We start from the raw sequence: 20,401 nt of genomic DNA, 5'->3' as shown, positions 1-20,401 counted from the left end.
TAATCTCCTTTCACAGCATTTCTAAAAAGGCTTCAAAGCGCGTCTTCAACTGCCCGCCGGCGGGCAGGGAGTCGTCGACTTCCGCGATCATGAGCGGAATGCCGGCTTCGTCGAGGCGCTCTTTGAGGTAAGGGTAGTCGAAAGCATGGGGATCGCAGAACTTGAATAAGAGGAAAATCACGCCCCGAACATTCTTTTCTTTGACCAGACCGATGATATGCCGGGCCCGTCCATCAAGGTCGGCATGCTTTGCCGGACAGACCACCCGGTTCAGAAGGCGTTCACCAATGCCTGAAAGCGGATCGCGCCCTGTGTCGGTCAAACCGGTAAAATAACGGGCGCCTGTGCAGAAATCGTCCCAGACAATACCGCCGCCCGATTCTTCGATCATCGCATACACATCGGGTTGATTGCACATGCCGCCAGCCAGCAGGATCCGCTTCACGGCGGCAGGTTTCGCCCCCGCTGCGCGTTCTTTCAATTCCGCGGCTGTTTCGGCAAGCAGTATGGCCAGCCGGTCCCGGTCCATAATCATGGACGCGCGGACAATGTTATACAGATCCTCTCCCGGCAGGAGTTGGGGATAGAGGCTGCGCATATCATAGATCGACCGGATGGACTGACGGATGGTGTTGGTCGTTGTGATGGCCTTTTGCAGAGCCTCGTCAGAAATCTCAACCTCCAGTTTCCGGCCCAGGTCATCTGCGAATTTTTTCAAGACGTCAGCCATATAGTCCCTGGCGCTTGCCGTATCGAGCTTGACGGGCAGGGTGATATCCAGATGGAAGCCAAAAGGGATATTCATCCGCCAGATGTCGGACAATCGCTGCATGGAGTCGCAGGTATGCGGGAAAACCATGCCGGAAAGATAATCAACACGCCCGGACAGGCCTTCCTCCAGAATTCCGCGGACCACGGAGCAGCAGTAGGATTGCAGGTGGGAGTCGGCCAGGCTGATGTTTTGTTTCGTGCCGAACAGCCTCAGGGGATGAGCGCCCCCGGCCATGATGACTTCCTCTGGTGTATAGGAGCAGGTGTATCCGATGATTTTTTTGCCGGATGCCTTTTTCAGTTGCCGGGCGTAGCCTGCGGGTTCCGAGACGGCCTGGCGGTATTCTTCCAGATGGTTCATTATTTTCCTCCTGTATATTTTCCCGCTTTGCGGAGTTTTTCGATTTCCTGCTTCTCCAGTTCGGTATAGGCAATCTTGCCGACTTTTGTCAAAGGCAGCTTGTCCGTGAACTCCACTTCGCGCGGGCAGGACCACTTGATCAGATGCTCGCGGGAATAGTTGATCAGCGCCTTCTCCATTTCGGGAGACGCCTTGGCTGCGTCCTTCAGGACGACGAAGGCCTTGACCTTCTCCACCTGAGCCTCATCCGGAACACCGATGACACAGACGGCCGCCACATCCGGGTGTTTGTCCAGACAGGCTTCCACCTGAACGGGATAGACATTCATTCCCGACGATTTGATCATGCGCTTGAGGCGCAGTTTGTAGTAGAAATAGCCGTCCTGGTCCTGGGTGAAAATATCCCCTGTGTGGAGCCAGAGCTTGCCGTCCGCGTGCGTTTGGAGAACTCTGGCGGTTTCTTCCGGCTGCTCCAGATAGCCCAGCATCACAGCCGGTCCGTTCAAGCAGAGCTCGCCTTCTTCGCCGATGGGAACCTCGTCGGTGGTGCCGATTCGGACCACCTTCGCCAGCATATCGGGGAACGGGATGCCCACACTGCCTTCCCGGTATCCGTCAAGCGGCGTCGACATGATTGCGGTGACCGCCTCCGTCAGGCCGTATCCCTCAACCAGTTGAACATTGCCCCCCTGCTTCCGGACGACCTCTTCAAACCTTTCCTTGACGGTCCGCGGCAGAGAATCGGCGCCGGAGGATGTATTTTTCAGGCAGCTCAGTTCCGTGCTCTGGAAAACTTCATTTTTGGCAAGGGCATCATAAAGCGTCGGAACGCCAACGATGATATTGGGTCGTTTTTTCCGGATGAGATCGGCTACAATCTCCGGCGTAAACTGGGGAACGAGAATGCTCTTGCTGCCGCCCATGAAAGCGGCGTTGCAGCAAACGCCCAGGCCGAAGCCGTGGAAAATAGGCAGGATGGCCAGAATGGATGAATCCTCCGCCATCAGTTCGCCGCCGCCCCAGTTGGCGACCATCAACCCCTCACTGATAAAATTATAGTTGGAGAGCATGATCCCTTTAGGAAAGCCCGTGGTCCCGCCGCTATACAGGATGACGGCCATTTCATCGGTATGCATGTCCGTTGTCGGCGCCTGCGGGTGCGGGGCGGTCATCAGATCCTTCCACCACTTCACAGCCGGCCCCGCGGTCGGAGCGGGCTTTTCCGCCATGGGCTGCCCTTGAGTAAGCTGGTCGAAGATTTCCGTCAGGATAAGCAATTCCAGCGGGGTCTTTTCCGGAAGATTTTTAAAACTGTCATGAAACAGGTCCAGCGTAAAGGCAACCCGGCTATTGCTGACGTTCAGGTAATAGGCGATTTCGGCGGGCGTGGAGAGCGGATGGATCATGCTGGCCACCACCCCGAGCTTGTTGGCCGCGTAAAAGCAAATGACGCCCTGAGGAGATGTCGGCATGGAAATCGTGATGCGGTCGTCCTTTTTCAGGCCAAGCGAAGCCAGCGCATTGGCGCAAATGTCGATGTCCTTCGCAAACTGGCGATAGGTTGAAGTGTAATCGAAAAAATCATACGCGATGCGGTCCGGATTTTTTTCGACCGTCTGCATCAGCGCTTCGTACATCGTCACACGAGGATAGTCGATTGTTTCCGGCACATTCTTATAAAACTTTAACCAGGGTTTTTGATTGGGCATCTTTTCTCTCCTTTCAAGACTAATCGAATTTTCTTTCGCTGAACCATAGCAGGTTTAATGCCACATTGTAAGCATTAGAAATAATTACACTATTAATAAATCACCTTTTTTTACATTAAAACATGTTGCATCATGCAAGAGAACCGCTTATAAAAAAACGGCCAAAGGAGTCAAAGTGGACCTGATTGAAAAATATCTGATGAAAGATATCGACGTTCTGCTGGATTGCATTGACGAGGCCATTTTAATCGTCGATCGTGACGCCAACATCCTCAAGTACAACGACACCTTCAGCAGACTGATTGATCTGATGGGCCGATCAATCGTCGGGGTGAATCTCAAGGACCTCGTGGCGAGCGGGATGCTGAGAGAATCCGCGGCACTCAAGTCTCTGGAAATCAAGAAAAAAATCGACATGAACCTGACCTACGAGACGGGACAGACGGCCACCTGGACTTATATACCGGTATTTGACGAACGGGGTGAACTCGTTTTAACCGTCGGGACCGGCCGGGACATGACCAAACTCGTCACCCTGGAAAAAAAACTCAAGATCTCCGAAACCATCATATCCCAGTATGAGGGAAGAAACTTAAAGATGGTTGGGGATAAAGGCCAGGTGGAAATTATTTACTCCAGTTCCGTTATGCAGCAGGTCATCCGCCTGGGATGGAAAGCGGCCGCCACTGCTTCCCCCGTTTTAATCTGGGGAGAAACGGGCGTCGGTAAAGAAGTCGTAGCCGATTTTATTCACCATGCCAGCACGCGCAGTGACAAACCGTTCATCGCCATCAACTGCGCCTCCATCCCCGATGAACTTCTGGAAGCGGAATTATTCGGCTATGAGGAAGGATCATTTACCGGAGCAAAGAGAAGCGGCAAGCAAGGCCTTTTAGAAGAGGCTCATGAAGGGACGCTCTTTCTGGATGAGATCGGCGAATTGCCCTTGAAAATGCAAACCAAATTATTGCGGTTTCTTCAGGAGGGCAAATTCAAGAAGATCGGCGGCGTGAAGACGCAGGCAGTGGACGTCCGCATCCTTTGCGCCACCAATCTCACCATGGACCAGCTGATGAACAGTAAGCATTTCCGCCAGGATCTCTTTTACCGGATCGCGGTGGTCCCGATCTTCATCCCGCCGCTCAGTGACCGGCCGGAGGACATTCTGCCTCTGATCAGGCATTTCATTCAGATCTTCAACGCCAAATATAATACGGACATCAAGCTTCCGGCCAAACTGATGAACCGGCTCGCTCAGTATGAATGGCCGGGCAACGTGCGCGAGTTGAAAAATGTTATCGAGCGGATGGCTATCATTCATTCCTCACAGGAGTTAAACGAGGAGGACCTGGAACTGATCCTGAACATCAAACCCCGTCAAGACAACAACGTCCGGGACATGCAGGCGCCCCAACCGGCCATGATCGCGCTGCCGTCTTCCCTGCCCAGGGCGCTGGAACAGTTCGAGGAGAAATGGATCAGGCAGGCGTATCAAATGACGGGCAGCATCGTTAAGGCTGCAAAAAAACTGGGCATCAATCCATCGACCATTCACCGCAAATTAAAAAAAGGCGTCCTCAGGCTCGACTGACTCTTCTGTTGCCATTGCACCATGCAACAGGGCTCTCGCAGGATGCATTAATTCATCAGTAAAAGGCATAAAGCCTTCATGAAGGATGCGCTGACAGCAGACTGTTGTTCAATTTTATTTTTTTAGAAATCCCATTTCCTGAAGAATATCCCGGACGCGTCCGGCCTGATCGTCCGGCACAAGCAGCCGGGCATACGCACCGGCGGCAATCATCAGGCTGATATTTTCGCCGGAAAAGAAATATGGAAGGCCTTCGCCGTCAAGCACGGATTTGATTACCGCAATATCGCCGGGGCTGTATGTCGAAAAAACTTCGATCATGTTCACTCTTCCTGCGTTTCACGAGATATGAGATGCGATTCACGCATCCCGCTTCACTCAAATTCCGGCGGCGGCGTAAAACCACCCAGAACGCCCTCCATCTTCATGGCCAGATCCAGAGAGGTGCCGTCTTCCAGATACGGCCCCATGATCTGAATGCCGACCGGCAGATTGGATGCTGTTCTCCCGACGGGAATGAGTGTTACGGGGCATCCGGTCAGTGTGGCAATGGATATCCATTTAAAAGTTTCGCCGTAATAGCGCGAACCGTCCGTCTCTTCGATGACGCGTCCCCACATATTGCGGTCATGATTGTGAGCAAAAGCCGCCACACAGTTCGCGGGCATGAGGAAAGCGTCAAACTCTTTAAAGTATTCCTGCCACGCCAGGCGCGCCATCAGGCGCTTCACGCCCAGCGTGTTCCAGTCCTTGTGAGAAATCGTGAGACCATCCACAAAATCTCTGTAATAGTCCCCGTAAGGTGTGTCATACAGCATCCTGAGCATGCTGATCACGGCATCCGTAAAGGCCGGCGACTGAGAAACAAAGGCCGCCATCAATTTGAAATAATTATCGAACATCTCTTTGGGTCCGATGCCTGCAGGCCAGCCCTCTTTGACTTTCACGCCTTCCCTGCGCAGGGATTGAACCGTGTCGGACATGATGGTTGCAATTTCAGGCATCACCGGACAAAAGGGATCATCCGTGACATAGCCGACCCGGTAATCTTTGAGTTTCGTTTTTCGCGGCTTCGGCAAAGTGAAGCGCAGGGCGTTTGCATCCTCGGGCGCAGGCCCGGCAATGATTTCCAGTTCCAGCTTCAAATCACGCGCCGAACGGGCGAGCGGCCCGACGACGGCCAGATCATTCAAGCCGGCCAGATTGATGGACGGCGGAATCAAAGAAGGCAGCGGCGGAATCCCGCCTTGGAAAGGCACGAGATTGAGAGAAGATTTGTGGCCGCAGACCCCGCAGAAGTTACTCGGCGTACGGATCGATCCGGCAAGATCGGCTCCCAGTTCGAGAAATCCCATTCCCGCAGCCAGCGCCGCAGCTCCCCCTCCGGTTGAACCGCCTGATGTTCTGGTAACATCCCAAGGGTTATTCGTTGTCCCCGCAACCTTGTTGTAGGTTTGAATATCGCTCGCGCCAATGGGCGTGTTTGTTTTGCCGACAATAATCGCACCGGCGGCAAGCAACCGCTCCACCGCTACGGCGTTTTCTGTCGGGACGTAATCGGCAAGCTCCGGAAATCCGCAGGTCGTCCGCAAGCCGGCCGTCATGAACTGATCCTTGATGAGAATCGGCAGACCATGCAGCGGCCCCCAGACCTTTCCGGCAGCCAGAGCGTCATCGGCTTTGCGCGCCCGCTTCAATGCCTGTTCTTCATTTAACGTAACAAAAGCGTTGATTTTTTCATTGTGCTTCTTAATCCGCCTGAAAACATGCCGGGTCAGCTCACGAGATGATATGAAACCTGTCTTGATGGCTTTGATAGCGCCAGTCGCTGTGCCGAAGTCCGGATCGAATTTTGAATGGGGTGATGCTTTCGGTGAAGAAATCTTTTTTTTCATACACAAAAGTCTCCCTTCTGTTAAATGTCCGTGAATAATGACACTATTCGCCATACATTTCTACTGAATTTATCGAGTGGCTTGTTCAAGGGAAAGTCATTATCCATGAAGCACAGATTTCTCCCCCTTTGTTCAAAAGGGAGATTTAGGGAGATTTAAAATAAATCCTCCCTAACCCTCCTTTAAAAAGGAGGGAATTAAAGCCCGCTCCGGGTGCAAATATAAGGTTTTTTAAAAATAATCATCTGTGCTATACGGAAATGAATTTAAGCAAGAAGGAAGAAAAAATGGAACCTCTCAAAGGATCACAACGCAAATATCTGCGCTCCCAGGCGCATCACTTAAAGCCGCTGGTCATGATCGGCGCCAAAGGCGTAACCGAACAATTGCTCGGTTCGGTCGATCTCGCTCTGAAGGATCATGAACTTATTAAAGTAAAATTCGGCGAATTCAAGGAAGCCAAAAAGGAAATATCCGCGGAAATTGCCCAGGCAACCAAAAGCGAACTGGTCGGTCTCATCGGCAACATCGCCATTTTCTATCGACCCTGTCCGCAGACGGAAAAAAGAAAAATTAAACTACCCTAGAGGATGATTATTTTTATCCGGCTTCCGATTTTCAGGTCAGGTTTTCTCTCAGCGTTTACGCAGCACCAGACTGCCGACGGAATATCCGGCGCCAAAGGAACAAATCATCCCGATATCACCCTTTTTCAGATCATCATGATAAAGATGAAAAGCGATGATTGACCCCGCGGACGCTGCGTTTCCGTAGCGGTCAAGGATTGTCGGGATCTTTGCTTCCTCGACATCTTTACCGAGGATTTCTTTAATCACCATGTTGTTCATGTTGATATTGGCCTGGTGAAGCCAGAATCGTTTGACATCTCGGGGCTTAAAATTAAGACCGGCCAGATGGTCATTAATATGCCTGGCGGCAACCGGGCTTACTTCTTCAAACACCTTGCGCCCGGATTGATGAAACAGTTTGTCCCAGCCGAAAGGATCCACATCCGTGGCATACGACATATGTCCGATATTGGAGCGGATATTATTGGAAAAGCGGGTCAGTGCTTTTGTGCTGAGAATCTCGTAGCTGTTCGGAGATGTGCATGTTTCGGATCGCTCCATGATGACGGCAGTAGCGACGTCGCCAAAAATGAAATGGCTGTCACGATCACAGAAATTGACCTGGGGGGTAACCAGTTCCGGATTGATCGCTAAAACACACTTTGCCGAACCGGAGACCAGGCTGTCATAAGCCCTGTGAAGGCCGAATGTCGCCGCCGAACAGGCCCCCAGCATATCAAATGCAAACCCGTCAATGCCCAGTTCGTTTTGTATTTCAATGGCAATGGCCGGATAGGGCCTTTGCGTATAGGCGGCGGCAACAATGACAGCATCAACATCCGCGGCCGTCTTGCCGGCAGCCGCCATGGCCTGACGCGCCGCCATAACGCCGATCTCCGCCTGATTGCTTAATTCTTCGTCTTTTCTTTCGGGGAACCTGGGACGCATGCGATTGATATCTAAAATACCATCCCTGGTATAGACATGCCGTTCTTTAATCCCGGATGTTTTCTCAATGAATCTTACGCTGGACGGGTGCTTCTCCTCTATCTTGCCTGCGGCAATCTCCGCTTTGTGATCGGCATTAAACTTTTCCACATAGGCGTTATAGCTTTCAACCAGTTCTTCATTTGTTATAATATTGGGCGATGTCCAAAGTCCTGAACCACTGATGACTATTGTGGGGGATAAGTTTGTTGTCATAAAAAATTCCTTTTCAAAAAATAATCCATCCGATTTTCCTGCTGCATGACATACCTGCCATCCGTCTGAAATGCAACAGATTATTACCCTGAAAAAATCGAATGTGACATCCGAACGACCCTGTCCCGGCCGGGCCGTGACAGGCGGGTATCCCGGCATTTTCAGGTTAGCCGCCTGGATCGACGGGGATTTCCGATAACAATCCGGGTTTTTTCCGGTCGCCGGGCGAGGCTTACCTTTTACGGGAAAAAGTGAAGAAAATTAGTTGACATAAAAAATCAATCGCATTATATACAGCGCACCCGCGAGCAGGTTTGCAGCTAAAAACCGGACGGGCAAGGCTCTCAGCATTTCTTACTGGGGAATCGTTCAATGGTAGGACGACGGACTCTGACTCCGTTAATCAAGGTTCGAATCCTTGTTCCCCAGCCAAATTTCAAGCACTTCCAAAAATGATTTATTTTTCTGACGGATACCTTCAGGAAACCACAAGTACATTTTTATAACGTTCATCCATCATCATCTTAAATCCGGCCGGCAAGGGGAGGATTGATCACCTTCCGGTATAGCTAGTCTATCTTAACCACCTGGGGACCATCAAAGTAGATTCTTGTATATCCGTAATACCAGACATAGTAAGTTTTCCCGTTATCCGGCTGAAAATTTTCGTACGTTTGAGCATCGGATTTTCCGAATAACGATTCAACATCCTTTTTCTTCATTTTTACGGTTATTCTTTTTTTCGCATCAAGGGACTTTTTAATGATCCCTTCGATGATTTCCATTCTCTTTGCTTCGATGGCGTCGATTTCGCTGATCGCGGCATTCCTCTCTTTCCTTAAATCCTCCGCATCGGTAAAAGATGCCGGTTTAAGTTTTTTCTGCAATACGGCCAGCGTTTGCTCCAATTCCTCTTTTTTCTGCTGCTGCTCATTAACTTGCTTCTGTAAAGAGGCGTCGCTTTTAATCCTTGCTATCAATTTTTCCACATAATGAGTGTCAACATCAGTTGCGGCAGTCGTTGTGACTGTCTGATCGCGCCACTCCTGATTTGTAATCTTTACTTTTAACGCCGCCGCCGTGTAAACTTTTATCTCTCTGGGGGACAGCCGGTGATGCTTTGCCGCACTCAGCGTGCCTGCATAGGCCGCTGCCTGCCCCAAAACGCTTTTGCCGGCCTCGATAACGCAGATACGGCGAACCTCATTGCGTGTCTCATTATCGCTCATTTTGTAAGACTGGGTGACCGTAATCGTCTTGATCTCGGCATGAGCAATGGCAGGAATACAAAGCAATAACAGAAAGGCCACCAGGCAGGATATCTTTTGCATATTCATTCTTCCTCTCCATTATTGTGATTTTCCAGGACGTCTAACTGAATTGTCTTGATCCATTTACCGCATTAACCTTACAGGTCCGTGTTTTAAAAATCCGGAATCCCTGTCCACCGCCGGCTTATTTCTTTTCTCCCGAAGCAATCTTTGTCCACGAATCCCGCAGCGGCACGATGCGATTGAAGACAGGTTGATCCGTTTGCGTATCCAGATCAGCACAAAAATATCCCAGTCTTTCGAACTGATATTGGCTCCCCGGTTCCGCATTCTTCAGACTTTGCTCGGCATAGCAGGTCGCAAGGACTGTAAGAGAAGCCGGATTCAGATAGTTTAAAAATTCTTCTTCGCTTCCCGGGTCCTCAATGCTGAACAACCGATCGTACAACCGCACTTCGGCCGGCACCGCATGCCGGGCGGAAACCCAGTGAATCACGCCCTGAATCTTGCGTCCGTCCGGAGGCGGCGCATTGCCGGTCTGGGGATCATAAGTGCAGTGCAGCTCCACCACTTCGCCGGTTTGCTCATCCTTGACCATGCTTTCATATTTGATGACGTAGGCATTACGAAGGCGGACTTCCCGCCCTGTCCCGAGACGATGATATTTTTTGGGTGGATCCTCCATAAAATCGTCCCGCTCAATATAAAGCTCCCTGGAGAAGGGAACCTGTCTTGCCCCCAGCTCGGGCCGCTGGGGATGGTTTTGACATTCAAACTGTTCGACTTGGTCTTCCGGGTAATTGTCGATTACAACCTTAAGCGGCCGCAAAACACACATGGCTCGGGGTGCCTTTTCATTCAAATCCTCGCGGACACAATATTCCAGCAGGGAAACATCGATCAGGTTATCGTTTTTAGCCACGCCGATCTGGGCACAGAAGTTTCGGATCGCCTCGGGCGTATAACCCCGGCGGCGCATTCCTGTCACGGTGGGCATGCGTGGATCGTCCCAGCCCTGAACATAATTTTTTTTCACCAGTTCAATGAGCCGCCGTTTGCTCAAAACCGTGTAACTCAAATTGAGCCTGGCAAATTCGATCTGCCGCGGCCGGTGGCCGGTAATCAGCCTCTCCACGATCCAGTCATACAGGGGGCGATTATTTTCGAACTCCAGGGTGCAGATGGAATGCGTGATCCCTTCCATGGCGTCGGAAAGGCAATGGGCAAAATCATACATCGGATAAATGACCCATCGATCACCCGTCCGGTAATGAGGCTCCCGTTTAACACGGTACAAAACGGGGTCGCGCATGACAATGTTGGGGGAAGCCATGTCAATCTTGGCGCGGAGCGTATGAGCGCCGTCGGCGAACTCGCCTGCCCTCATCCGGGAAAACAGGTCCAGGTTTTCTGCAACCGATCGGTTGCGATACGGACTTTCCTTTCCCGGCTCGGTGAACGTTCCTCTGTTTTCACGCACTTCCTCGGCGTTCAGGCTGCAGACATAGGCGTTGCCGGTTTTGATCAGCTCCACGGCAAACTGATAGAGCTTCTCGAAATAATCGGAGGCATAAAACAGACGGTCTTCCCAGTCAAATCCCAGCCAGCGGACATCGCGGATAATCGATTCCACATATTCCATGGACTCGCCCAGCGGGTCCGTATCGTCCAGTCTCAGATTGCAGGTTCCCCGATACTGTCTCGCAATGCCGAAGTTGAGGCAAACCGACTTGGCGTGTCCGATATGGATGTAGCCGTTGGGTTCGGGCGGGAAACGCGTGGCAACGCGTCCTTCGTGTTTGTTCGCCCGTAGGCCGTCGTCGATGATCTCGCGGATAAAATCATTTGGTGCTGGGGGTGTCGGTTGTGACATAACTTAAATTACTCCTTTTGCTTCTTATTCCCGGGAAGGCAACACTCCAAATGGAGGCTTCCATATTTTCCAAAAGCCATGCGGCAGCTTTGCTTATCAGGCGTCTTATCACAAATCAACACCCGATGGCCGTTTTCAGATTGTCCATTTTCAGGTTGCCGCCGGACATAATCATCACCACTTTCCTGCCCGCAAGCCTGTCTTTTATTTTATAAGCGGCCATCAGGGAAACGGCTCCTGCGGCCTCGGCCAGATTATGGGTGGTGGCCAGCGCCATTCTGATGCCTTCCAGTATTTCGTCTTCCGTCAGGAGTACAACATCGTTGATGGTGTCTTTGAGAATGACATAAGGCAGGTGGAAGACGCTTCTTGCGGCCAGGCCGTCGGCAACCGTACGGGCGTCATCAAGCGTCACGATTTCTCCCTTTTTCCAGGAATTATAGAAAGACGGCACGTTTGCGGGCTCAACGCCGATGATCTCGATTCCGGGTTTGATGGCGCGGGCTGTTTTCAGAAGGGATGCGCAACCGGCGCCGCCGCCGATGGGACAAATAATGGTATCGACCTCGGGCAGGTCCTCCAGAATCTCCAGCCCCATGGTGGCCAGGCCGTTTAATATTTCCGGTTCGTTGCCCTGCCTTACATAGTAATAACCCGCGCTGTCCACCAGCTCTTCGCAGTAGGACTGGGCATCGTAGAAATCCTCTCCGTGGACAATGACTTCCGCGCCGTAGCTTTCGATGATTCTGTTGATTTCCGGATTGTTGTTTTCCGGTACGACAACCGTACAGGGCACGTGGAACCATTGTCCCGCCCAGGCCATTGCCAGACCGTGGTTGCCTCTGGTCGCCACAAGAATCCCCGTCTCCAGTTCTTCCTTGGACATGTGATGAAAGAAGTTAATCGCTCCGCGAATTTTGAATGATCCGGTCGGGTTGTGGTTTTCATGCTTGACGAAGGCTTCGCAGCCGATGAGTCTGGAAAGTTCAGAATAGCAGATCAGGTTTGTCCTGTTCAGGTACTTGTAGGTAATTGATCTCGCCATTAAAGTTCTGGTCAGGTTGACCTGCTCGCTCAGTGCTTCGTATTTTTTCTGCATGAATATCCTCCCTGGCTGTCACAGCCGATACCCTTTTTATGCCTACTTTCGCCGCCCGTCAAGACAACTTCAGCCTTGTTTCCTTCGGCCTTCTGTCTCACACCCCCTTAAAGGCGGGTCAGCCTATATACCTCATCACCATCTCCGCATAACGTTCGGCCGCCCCCCTATTGGCAAGGACAACCGCCTGACCGCGGCAACCGCGACGCTCTGAGTCCTGCGGATCAGCCAGCATCCGTAAAATGCCCTCCGATAATTCCCGGGCGTTATGGATGCGAATCCCCGCGCCCGCTTCTTCCAAAAGCGCTGCTTCCTGACTGAAGTCTTCCATCGACGGGCCGTAAAAAATCACTTTACCCCAGGCTGCCGCCTCCAGAATATTCTGGCCGCCTTTTGGAACCAGAGAGCCGCCGCAATATACAACCGTCGCCAGAGAATAAGTCTTAAAGAGCTCGCCGATCACGTCGACAACAATCACTTTTTCATTCCGGCGAAAATGCCCGTTGTTCATCCGGGTCACGGTAATCATATCCTTTAAATCCGCCTGACGCAGAAGATTGATCACCTCGCCTACCCGCTCAATATGCCGCGGCACAAGAATTAATCCCAATTCCGGATAATACGCAAGCAGTTCCCGATAGACTTGAATAATAACGTCTTCTTCGCCCGGGTGCGTACTGCCTGCCACCAGAAACTTTTCATCTTTTTGCACATTGAAGCGGCGGACAACATCATCATGCAGATCAGGCGATGCCATCGCCGCGAGTGCGTCATACTTGGCATTGCCCAGAACCTTGATCTTTCCGGCATCCATTCCAATGCCGGCAATTCTTGACGCATCGATATCGGAAATCATCCCGGCTGCGGCCACATTTTCCAGGATTCGCCGCCAGAAAAAGCCGGTCCTGCGGTATTTGGAAAAGGAGCGGGGCGAAATCCGGCCGTTCACCATGAGCGATGAAACACCCCGCTTGCTGCAGGCAGCCAGGAAATTAGGCCAGAGCTCCGTCTCAACCATGACAAAGACATCAGGACGCACAAGATTCAGCATTTTATTGACGGCAAAAGAGATGTCCAGCGGGAAATAAATAAACGCATCCGCTTCTTTCACCATTTTTTTAGCCATCCCCTGTCCGGTTTCCGTGGACGTGGAAAAAATTATCCGCACCCCGGGCCGCTTCACTTTTAATAAGGCGACAATCGGCGCAGCAGCGGTCACTTCACCTACCGACACAGCGTGAATCCAGATCCGCTTGCCTTCTTGATTAATCCGGGACAGAATATTTTCCTGTCGGCCGCCCAGTTTTTGAATGAGACTGTTGCGGTATTTGCCGGTGATCAGCATTTTTAATAAAAAAAATAAAAGAACGGGAACAGCGGCAATCAGCAAAACTATGTTGTAAAGAAATCTCATGGGCGCATATTCGATTTTTTCAACGCCTGTGTCAAGCACAAAGGCATATATACTGAAGGCTGAAGGCTGAAGGAAGAGATACCATATTATTTCCTGCAAACTGTCTTTTAGTTCTATTGCTCTGTTTGGATAATTGAAAAATTATATTACGCTTTTCCTTCAGTCTTCAGCCTTCGGCCTACCGCCTCAGAAAAGAACATCTTTCGATCTTCTTTAGATTGACAGTGGCAAATCATTAGTATAATTGATTACCTCAATAAAGGAGAATCGTCATGAAATTGATTGCCCCTTCAATTCTTTCGGCTGACGGCGGAAGGCTTAGCGAGGAAATAGGCGTAGTGGAAAAAGCCGGTGCGGACTGGATTCACGTGGACGTTATGGACGGACACTTTGTCCCCAATATTACGATGGGGCCTGCCATAATCTCCGCCTTGCGCAAAGCCACCAGGCTGCCTTTTGACGTGCACCTGATGATCAATGATCCGGACAGCTATATCGAATCCTTCGCCGCCGCAGGCGCCGATTATATTACGGTGCACGTGGAAGCAGCCCGTCATCTTCATCGAACCATTGAACTCATCAAAAAGGCGGGAAAAAAGGCAGGTGTTTCTCTGAATCCGGCTACACCGCTCAGTCAGATCGAAGAGATCCTTCCGGATATCGACTTGCTCCTGATTATGTCGGTCAACCCCGGATTCGGCGGGCAGCAATTCATCAAGAGCTCCCTGTCCAAAATCAGGAGGGCCGGTGAGATGATCGCGAAACTGCCGCAAAAGCCGATGCTGGAAGTGGACGGAGGCGTCAATCTTTCCAATATTTCCGCCATCGCCCAGGCGGGAGCGGATGTGCTGGTGGCGGGAGCGGCGGTTTTCGGCACAACCGATTACGCGCAAACCATCGCTGCCCTGAAAGCCGCGGCCAACAAAACCTGAGACCCTGCCGCCATCATCAATAAAAAACGGCGGCCTTATGGGTTATGAAGGCCGCCGTAAAATGTCCTGACAATCAATTATTTCTTGCTATAGTCGTAGACGCCGCGTCCTGATTTACGCCCCAGATTGCCGGCGCGAACAAGTTTTCTCAAAAGAGGTGACGGACGGTATTTATCGCCCAACTCCCGGTGCATGCCCTCGCAGATCCTCAGTTGCGTATCGAGTCCGATCAGGTCGCCCAGGGCCAAAGGTCCGATGGGGTGATTGCAGCCCAGCTGCATTGCTTTATCAATATCCGCAGCCGTGGCCAGACCTTCGTCCAGCACAAAAAAAGCTTCGTTGATCATGGAACACAAAATGCGGTTGACAACAAACGCCGGCGCTTCATTGACCATCACCACTTCCTTGCCGATTTTCTTGCCCCAGGCTTTGGCAATCTCCACCGTCTCGTCGGAAGTCTGCTGGCCGCGAATGACTTCCAAAAGGCGCATCACCGGAACGGGATTGAAAAAATGGGTGCCGATAAAACGATCCGGCCTTTTCGTAATCGCCGCCATTTCCGTGATGCTTAAGCCCGAAGTGTTGGTGAAGAACAGGCAGTGCGAAGGAACAACCGCTTCCAGTTCCGCATAGACTTTCTTCTTCAGATCCATCAGTTCGATGACCACTTCCACGACGACATCCGCATCAGCCGCGGCTTCTTTTACATCGAGCGTCGGCTTGATCCGTCCCAGAATGGCGTCCATCTGTTCTTTGGTGATCTTCCCTTTTTCGGCGTCGCGGCTCAGGTTCTTTTTGATCGTGTTCATGCCGTTGTCGATGAATCGTTGTTCAATATCCCGCAGCGTGACATCAAAGCCTGCCGCGGCGCACACCTGCGCGATGCCGTTGCCCATCAAGCCCGCGCCCAACACGCATACTTTTTTAATTTCCATACAAACCTCCGAATTCATTTATTGTCAAGCAGGCGGCTCCAGCCTTGAAGCCATCGTGGATGGTAACAGACTGGCAACCGTCAAGTCAAGCAAAATACCGGATCTCTTTTTTATTGAACCCGAGGCGTCAATGTGCCAGAATCAGACATGCATATTTTAATTGACGGTTATAACCTGATCCGGCAGTCGATCACCTTGCGGCGCTTTGAGCGGCAAAGCCTTGAGGCGGGACGCAATGCTCTGGTCACCTGGCTTGCCCGGTACCGGGACAGAAAAGACCACCGCATTACCGTGGTTTTTGACGGCTGGCTGAGTGGTCCCGCCCAGGAAGAACGCGATTATTCATCAGGCATTCACATCATCTACTCAGGCCGGGGCATTAAAGCCGATGACGTCTTGAAAAGAATCGCCGCTTCTACCGATGAGGAAATTTTGGTGGTTTCTTCCGATCGCGAAGTGGCCTCTTACGCAACACGCAGAGGCAAAGCCGCGCTGTCATCCCTGGAATTTGAGACGATTGTTGATAAGTTGTTGGCAGCTCCGGCCGATAACGAATTCTTCGGCCGGAAAGATGAAGACGGGGAAGAAGACAGCCGCTCTGCCCGCAAAAAAGGGCCCGCCCGCAAACTTTCCCGCGCACAAAGGCAGGCTCAGACTAAAATCAGGAAGCTTTAGAGCCGTTAAGAAAGAACCATCCATGCGGGTGGCAAGAGGATACATTTCTATTCATTTCGTTTGGACCCTTTATGCCGGTTATGATGTTAAAACGTTATAGTTGTTATTGAACTACGTCTTAACGCAGGCCTTGATCAGGAAGCGCTCCAGCAGCAACTGAGGATCCGTGGCTGAAGACTTCATCGCGCGGTCCATCTTCAGCAAATCATCCAGGTAATTCAAAAGAACCGGATAGGAAAACCGGCTGCAGTGCTTGAGCGCGTTGTAAATGACAAAGGGATGCTTATTGACCAGCAGATCTTCCTTGCGGGATGCATCCGGCGCCAGCCCCAATACAGCGGGATAAACATTCTTCTGAAAGGAGCCGTACTCCATGCTTGGTGTGATTCTGGGCAGTTTTCCCGAGCGAACGAGCACAGACGCCTGCAAAAGCATACGGATTTCACGGCTGATCATCGTCAGAATCATCAAATGATGCGTGCCCTGATCCAGCAAGCCTTTGAGGGCCAAAAGCGCCGCTGTCGCATTTTTTTCGGCCAGCGCCGTCGTCAAATCGAAAATGGAATCTTCTTTGGTCTTGCCGACAACGGCCTCGACGTCCTTTTCCTCAATAACGGCACGCTCGCCAACAAATGAAATGAGCTTCTGCAGTTCGTTCAATGAAGGACGAAGCTGAAATCCCGTTTTTTTCCCCAGGGCGATCCAGGCGGCGGGAGTCAGTTTCCTGCCGCACCGGTCCAGCAATTTCTGCGCTTCGAGCTTGAGCGTTTCTCTGGTTGCCGCTTCCCCCTTAATCTCACCAAAGTGCAAGGCAATACCGGCTTTGTCGATTACTTTGAATATTTTTTTTCTTTTATCAACCGCCTCGGCGGTCATTATCAAACAATTGCCCGTTGGAAGCCCCTGTGCCAGCAGTTCTTCAAATTGCTCGGACGGATCGGCAACACTGCCGGATGCCCATCCCCGGCCGGTACAAATTTCGATGATGCGCGGCAGCCACTTGTTTCTGTCGTCGCCTGAATCTTCCTCGACGGCTTTGCGCCATTGTTCATCGGTAATCTTCTGCCATCCGGAGCCCTGCATATCTTCCCAGGCAAAGCCGGATATCTTCAGAAAGGTCAAAAAATATTTGGCGGCTTTATCGGGGTGCTCATTAAGGTTGTCACGTATTTTCTGGATCAGATCGCCCAGGTTTTCCCGCGATTGAAAAATCGTCGTGTTTTTGACCACCACCACTTTTCTGCCGCCTAAAAGCGAGGGTGCCAGGAGATGATCCTTCAGAATGTCAAAATCGGCATTTTCGCCGTCGAGAAAAAAAAGGCCGAAATCACGATCGGACTGGGGCACGATGATGTCCAGTATTTGATGAAGCGTTTCATTGATCAGATACTCTTCTTCACCATACAAAAGATAACAGGGCGCAACTTTTCCCTTCTTTAAGTCCATGATTGTTTTTTCCAGGGTCATATATGACTCTCGTGGAGGAGAAACATGTTGAGTTTAAACGATGACGTATTTCTTGATATGTTTCACAACTTCTTCAGGTTCGTCAATAACTTGAATCATCTCGATATCAAAAGGCAGGATCATTCCATTTTGCTGCATGCTGTTTTGCAGCCAGTCCAGCAGACCCTGCCAATAGTCTCTGCCCATCAGAATGATGGGAAAACTTTTCATTCTTTTGGTCTGGATCAACGTCAGCGCTTCAAAAAACTCGTCCATCGTCCCATAGCCACCCGGCATGATCACATAAGCAACCGCATATTTGACAAACATGACTTTGCGAATGAAAAAATATTTATAATCCAGTTGAATATTGGCGTAAGGGTTGGGCTTCTGTTCAAAAGGCAGCTTGATATTCATTCCCACGGATTGGCCACCCGCTTCCGCAGCGCCTTTATTGCCCGCTTCCATGATGCCGGGGCCGCCGCCGGTAATGACGGCAAATCCATTCTGGGCCAGAAGCTGTCCCAGCTTTTCCGCCATTTGATAATACTTATCGCCGGGTTTGACGCGGGCAGAGCCAAAAATCGTCACGGCATTATGGACGTTCGAAAGAATCTCAATGGATTCGACAAATTCCGCCATGATGCGGAAAATCCGCCATGATTCTTCCTTGGATAATTCGTCGACAATATATTGCTTTTCCATACCGCTCGTTTCCTTGCATCAAGCAAAAACGGTAAGCCGTCATTCAATAATAATGCAACATTTTAATATCATAGCCAGCATAAGGGGCCGTAACACAATGGCTGGAAATGTAACAATTATTTCTTAACGGCCCCTGAAATAAGATTATTGATCTTTTTTTTCAGATAAAATTAATTGCTGCGACGGCGCTGAACCTTGGCCAGTCTGCGGCGTGCTTCAATGGTTTTTCTCTTCTTTTTGACGGAAGGCTTTTCATAGGCCCGGCGAACTTTCAATTCCTTGAATAATCCGCTTTTCGAAAGTTTGTTTTTCAGAATCTTAAGCGCTTTCTCCACATCGTTATCAATGACTTTTACTTCCAATTTTATTCCTCCTTGTTGATGGTTGCCGTGTAATATTTGTGTCATTTTTTGACTTTTAAACGCAAAAAAAGGGCAGCACGGCACAAACAGACTCATCTGCGCACCGTCAACTACCCTTGAATTTTCAATAAGTTTTAAATCACGCTCCCTGCTCGGAAATCACGTTGGGCAGAGCCCTTAAAAAATATCATATGCCCTGTGATTTCCTGCGGTTACCCGCATATAATTTTTCATCCGCGGCAGCTTATTTAAATTTTTCACCATGATCCCCTGCGCGGTGAGGTTTGCATATATGCGATCTGAATCGAAATTGCAACTAAAATAAAAAAATGAGCCCGTGCCGACCTCCAGCCTTACTTAAAGGCTGCTTTTTTTCGCTGCCAATTCCAAGCGTCGCTCTTGTATTTTTCGACCAGATAAGCGCTTAACTCCTTCTCGGCGGGTGTTAACGGCCCTTCGGACAGATCAATGCCCAATTCGTCGATAAACCCCTTCTGCAAAACTAAACAGAGTGTCTCCGCGCTGACGGGTGAAGAAATCACCTCATTGACAGCCGTGACAGAACATCTGAGTTTTTCGGCCGGTTCCGGAGCCCGGGACGACAGAATCAAGGCGGCGGTTTCAACCGGATCAAACGTCATCAACAGCGATCCGTGCTGCAAAAACCCCCCGTGCGTTCGCATTTGCGCGCTCCCGCAGATTTTTCTGCCGTCGACTAGCAGTTCGTTGCCGGATGGTATGGAAAAACAGCAGGAGGAGGTGTTCTTCTTTGTACCTGAAACGCTTTTGCCCCCTTCCGCCAGGCGAGCATTAATCCCCAGTTCCGACAGGCCGCGCGCCAGACAAATACTGATTTTTTCATAGGTGCCGGAAATATTGTCGGGAAATATTTTTTCTGAATTTTCGGCCGTAAGCGAATAGGTAATTTCATCACGGTGATAAACGGCTTTACCACCGGTTATCCTGCGGACAATGTCAACGCCGGTCAGTTGGCACTGACTGACATTGATTTCGTTTTTTAATTCCTGAAAATAGCCGATAGAAACAGCTGCCGGACGCCAGCCGAAAAAACGCAATGTCGGTGGCTTCCTATTTTTTATGGTTTCCTGAAATATGGCCTCGTCGATGGCCATATTTTCAAAAGCGCTGTATGGCCGATAATTAAGCAACCGCCAGGTCATAAGGGGAGTTCAGTCAGTTTCCTGCTGCATGATAAAATCATGGTAGCCCGCAGCATCCAGAAGATCATCCAGTTGCTCCAGATCATCCATCTCAATGACAACCAGCCAGCCGGTATCATGAGGATCACTGTTGATGATGCCGATGTCGTCATTAATGTCTTCGTTAACGCTGACAATCGTCCCGCTGACCGAAGCAATCAGATCCACCACCGCCTTGGTGGATTCAATAGAGCCGAAAGATTCGTCGCGTTCCACATAGGTATCCACTTCAGGGAATTCTATAGACAGGATTTCTCCGAGACTTTCCTGGGCGTAATCCGTAATCCCCAGCGTAGCCATATCTCCGTCAACCCGTACCCAAATATGTTCACGACTGTAAAGCAGGTCTTCTGGAAATACCTTCATAACA

The 20,401-nt window shown here is 50.6% G+C and carries 19 protein-coding genes and 1 tRNA gene; 5 read left to right on the top strand and 15 right to left on the bottom strand.

Features of this window, described 5'->3' with window-relative positions:
• Positions 1–10 precede the first annotated feature (10 nt).
• Positions 11–1,132, bottom strand: a complete 1,122-nt coding sequence (locus CVU71_12810) for a 2-hydroxyacyl-CoA dehydratase (GenBank protein PKN18373.1) — start codon at positions 1,130–1,132, stop codon at positions 11–13.
• Complete coding sequence (locus CVU71_12805; protein PKN18372.1) at positions 1,132–2,841, bottom strand: hypothetical protein; 1,710 nt, start codon at positions 2,839–2,841, stop codon at positions 1,132–1,134. Before CVU71_12805 ends, CVU71_12810 begins: the two co-directional genes overlap by 1 nt.
• Before the next feature lie 175 nt (positions 2,842–3,016).
• Here CVU71_12805 and CVU71_12800 point away from each other — a divergent pair, with 175 nt between their 5' ends.
• Positions 3,017–4,432, top strand: coding sequence for a hypothetical protein (locus tag CVU71_12800; GenBank protein ID PKN18371.1), 1,416 nt, complete (start codon positions 3,017–3,019; stop codon positions 4,430–4,432).
• A gap of 114 nt (positions 4,433–4,546) precedes the next feature.
• Here CVU71_12800 and CVU71_12795 read toward each other — a convergent pair whose 3' ends face one another.
• Positions 4,547–4,753 carry a hypothetical protein gene (locus CVU71_12795; GenBank protein ID PKN18370.1) on the bottom strand — a complete coding sequence of 69 codons (207 nt, stop codon included), beginning with the start codon at positions 4,751–4,753 and terminating at the stop codon, positions 4,547–4,549.
• Positions 4,754–4,806: 53 nt separating this feature from the next.
• Positions 4,807–6,381, bottom strand: coding sequence for an amidase (locus CVU71_12790; protein ID PKN18369.1), 1,575 nt, complete (start codon positions 6,379–6,381; stop codon positions 4,807–4,809).
• Between the two features lie 233 nt (positions 6,382–6,614).
• Here CVU71_12790 and CVU71_12785 point away from each other — a divergent pair, with 233 nt between their 5' ends.
• The gene (locus tag CVU71_12785; GenBank protein PKN18717.1) at positions 6,615–6,914 is read left to right on the top strand and encodes a ribosome assembly RNA-binding protein YhbY; all 300 of its coding nucleotides are present in this window, start codon (positions 6,615–6,617) and stop codon (positions 6,912–6,914) included.
• A 48-nt stretch (positions 6,915–6,962) separates the two neighbouring features.
• Here CVU71_12785 and CVU71_12780 read toward each other — a convergent pair whose 3' ends face one another.
• The gene (locus tag CVU71_12780; GenBank protein ID PKN18716.1) at positions 6,963–8,099 is read right to left on the bottom strand and encodes a beta-ketoacyl-ACP synthase III; all 1,137 of its coding nucleotides are present in this window, start codon (positions 8,097–8,099) and stop codon (positions 6,963–6,965) included.
• A gap of 358 nt (positions 8,100–8,457) precedes the next feature.
• On the opposite strand from CVU71_12780, the gene CVU71_12775 reads away from it, so the two are divergent.
• Positions 8,458–8,531: transfer RNA gene (locus tag CVU71_12775), tRNA-Gln, on the top strand.
• Positions 8,532–8,668: 137 nt separating this feature from the next.
• On the opposite strand, the gene CVU71_12770 is transcribed toward CVU71_12775, so the two are convergent.
• From CVU71_12770 to CVU71_12755, 4 genes are all read right to left on the bottom strand, one after another.
• Positions 8,669–9,436 carry a hypothetical protein gene (locus CVU71_12770; protein PKN18368.1) on the bottom strand — a complete coding sequence of 256 codons (768 nt, stop codon included), beginning with the start codon at positions 9,434–9,436 and terminating at the stop codon, positions 8,669–8,671.
• Between the two features lie 118 nt (positions 9,437–9,554).
• Positions 9,555–11,243 (bottom strand): glutamine--tRNA ligase, encoded by a 1,689-nt coding sequence (locus CVU71_12765; GenBank protein PKN18367.1) that lies wholly within the window; start codon positions 11,241–11,243, stop codon positions 9,555–9,557.
• A gap of 115 nt (positions 11,244–11,358) precedes the next feature.
• Positions 11,359–12,288, bottom strand: a complete 930-nt coding sequence (locus CVU71_12760) for a threonine ammonia-lyase (protein ID PKN18715.1) — start codon at positions 12,286–12,288, stop codon at positions 11,359–11,361.
• Between the two features lie 172 nt (positions 12,289–12,460).
• The gene (locus tag CVU71_12755; protein PKN18366.1) at positions 12,461–13,855 is read right to left on the bottom strand and encodes a hypothetical protein; all 1,395 of its coding nucleotides are present in this window, start codon (positions 13,853–13,855) and stop codon (positions 12,461–12,463) included.
• 173 nt (positions 13,856–14,028) lie between these two features.
• On the opposite strand from CVU71_12755, the gene CVU71_12750 reads away from it, so the two are divergent.
• A complete protein-coding gene (locus CVU71_12750; GenBank protein PKN18365.1) occupies positions 14,029–14,688 on the top strand; it encodes a ribulose-phosphate 3-epimerase in 660 nt (219 codons plus the stop codon).
• Positions 14,689–14,765: 77 nt separating this feature from the next.
• On the opposite strand, the gene CVU71_12745 is transcribed toward CVU71_12750, so the two are convergent.
• Positions 14,766–15,623 carry a 3-hydroxybutyryl-CoA dehydrogenase gene (locus CVU71_12745; GenBank protein PKN18364.1) on the bottom strand — a complete coding sequence of 286 codons (858 nt, stop codon included), beginning with the start codon at positions 15,621–15,623 and terminating at the stop codon, positions 14,766–14,768.
• A 147-nt stretch (positions 15,624–15,770) separates the two neighbouring features.
• On the opposite strand from CVU71_12745, the gene CVU71_12740 reads away from it, so the two are divergent.
• On the top strand, positions 15,771–16,298 hold the full coding sequence (locus tag CVU71_12740) for a hypothetical protein (GenBank protein PKN18363.1): 528 nt from the start codon (positions 15,771–15,773) through the stop codon (positions 16,296–16,298).
• Between the two features lie 111 nt (positions 16,299–16,409).
• Here CVU71_12740 and holA read toward each other — a convergent pair whose 3' ends face one another.
• The 5 genes from holA to gcvH all read right to left on the bottom strand — a co-directional run bounded on the left by holA (position 16,410) and on the right by gcvH (position 20,397).
• Positions 16,410–17,765, bottom strand: a complete 1,356-nt coding sequence (holA, locus tag CVU71_12735) for a DNA polymerase III subunit delta (protein ID PKN18362.1) — start codon at positions 17,763–17,765, stop codon at positions 16,410–16,412.
• Between the two features lie 33 nt (positions 17,766–17,798).
• Positions 17,799–18,449: a TIGR00730 family Rossman fold protein gene (locus CVU71_12730; GenBank protein ID PKN18361.1), complete on the bottom strand. Its 651-nt coding sequence runs from the start codon at positions 18,447–18,449 to the stop codon at positions 17,799–17,801.
• Positions 18,450–18,619: 170 nt separating this feature from the next.
• Positions 18,620–18,811: a 30S ribosomal protein S21 gene (rpsU, locus tag CVU71_12725; protein ID PKN18360.1), complete on the bottom strand. Its 192-nt coding sequence runs from the start codon at positions 18,809–18,811 to the stop codon at positions 18,620–18,622.
• A gap of 353 nt (positions 18,812–19,164) precedes the next feature.
• The gene (locus tag CVU71_12720) at positions 19,165–19,992 is read right to left on the bottom strand and encodes a lipoate--protein ligase family protein (GenBank protein PKN18359.1); all 828 of its coding nucleotides are present in this window, start codon (positions 19,990–19,992) and stop codon (positions 19,165–19,167) included.
• 9 nt (positions 19,993–20,001) lie between these two features.
• Positions 20,002–20,397, bottom strand: a complete 396-nt coding sequence (gene gcvH, locus CVU71_12715; protein ID PKN18358.1) for a glycine cleavage system protein H — start codon at positions 20,395–20,397, stop codon at positions 20,002–20,004.
• Positions 20,398–20,401: the final 4 nt, after the last annotated feature.

Source organism: Deltaproteobacteria bacterium HGW-Deltaproteobacteria-6 (assembly GCA_002840435.1).
In the GTDB taxonomy this organism is placed as follows: domain Bacteria; phylum Desulfobacterota; class Syntrophia; order Syntrophales; family Smithellaceae; genus UBA8904.
This window is presented reverse-complemented; position numbering and strand designations above follow the sequence as displayed.

What these genes read in the sequence shown, in the direction of transcription:
- CVU71_12810 (PKN18373.1), bottom strand. Translation starts at nt 1,132, where the DNA reads ATGAACCATCTGGAAGAATACCGCCAGGCCGTCTCGGAACCCGCAGGC.
- CVU71_12805 (PKN18372.1), bottom strand. Translation starts at nt 2,841, where the DNA reads ATGCCCAATCAAAAACCCTGGTTAAAGTTTTATAAGAATGTGCCGGAA.
- CVU71_12795 (PKN18370.1), bottom strand. Translation starts at nt 4,753, where the DNA reads ATGATCGAAGTTTTTTCGACATACAGCCCCGGCGATATTGCGGTAATC.
- CVU71_12790 (PKN18369.1), bottom strand. Translation starts at nt 6,381, where the DNA reads ATGGCGAATAGTGTCATTATTCACGGACATTTAACAGAAGGGAGACTT.
- CVU71_12785 (PKN18717.1), top strand. Translation starts at nt 6,615, where the DNA reads ATGGAACCTCTCAAAGGATCACAACGCAAATATCTGCGCTCCCAGGCG.
- CVU71_12780 (PKN18716.1), bottom strand. Translation starts at nt 8,099, where the DNA reads ATGACAACAAACTTATCCCCCACAATAGTCATCAGTGGTTCAGGACTT.
- CVU71_12770 (PKN18368.1), bottom strand. Translation starts at nt 9,436, where the DNA reads ATGAATATGCAAAAGATATCCTGCCTGGTGGCCTTTCTGTTATTGCTT.
- CVU71_12765 (PKN18367.1), bottom strand. Translation starts at nt 11,243, where the DNA reads ATGTCACAACCGACACCCCCAGCACCAAATGATTTTATCCGCGAGATC.
- CVU71_12760 (PKN18715.1), bottom strand. Translation starts at nt 12,288, where the DNA reads ATGGCGAGATCAATTACCTACAAGTACCTGAACAGGACAAACCTGATC.
- CVU71_12750 (PKN18365.1), top strand. Translation starts at nt 14,029, where the DNA reads ATGAAATTGATTGCCCCTTCAATTCTTTCGGCTGACGGCGGAAGGCTT.
- CVU71_12745 (PKN18364.1), bottom strand. Translation starts at nt 15,623, where the DNA reads ATGGAAATTAAAAAAGTATGCGTGTTGGGCGCGGGCTTGATGGGCAAC.
- CVU71_12740 (PKN18363.1), top strand. Translation starts at nt 15,771, where the DNA reads ATGCATATTTTAATTGACGGTTATAACCTGATCCGGCAGTCGATCACC.
- holA (PKN18362.1), bottom strand. Translation starts at nt 17,765, where the DNA reads ATGACCCTGGAAAAAACAATCATGGACTTAAAGAAGGGAAAAGTTGCG.
- CVU71_12730 (PKN18361.1), bottom strand. Translation starts at nt 18,449, where the DNA reads ATGGAAAAGCAATATATTGTCGACGAATTATCCAAGGAAGAATCATGG.
- CVU71_12720 (PKN18359.1), bottom strand. Translation starts at nt 19,992, where the DNA reads ATGACCTGGCGGTTGCTTAATTATCGGCCATACAGCGCTTTTGAAAAT.
- gcvH (PKN18358.1), bottom strand. Translation starts at nt 20,397, where the DNA reads ATGAAGGTATTTCCAGAAGACCTGCTTTACAGTCGTGAACATATTTGG.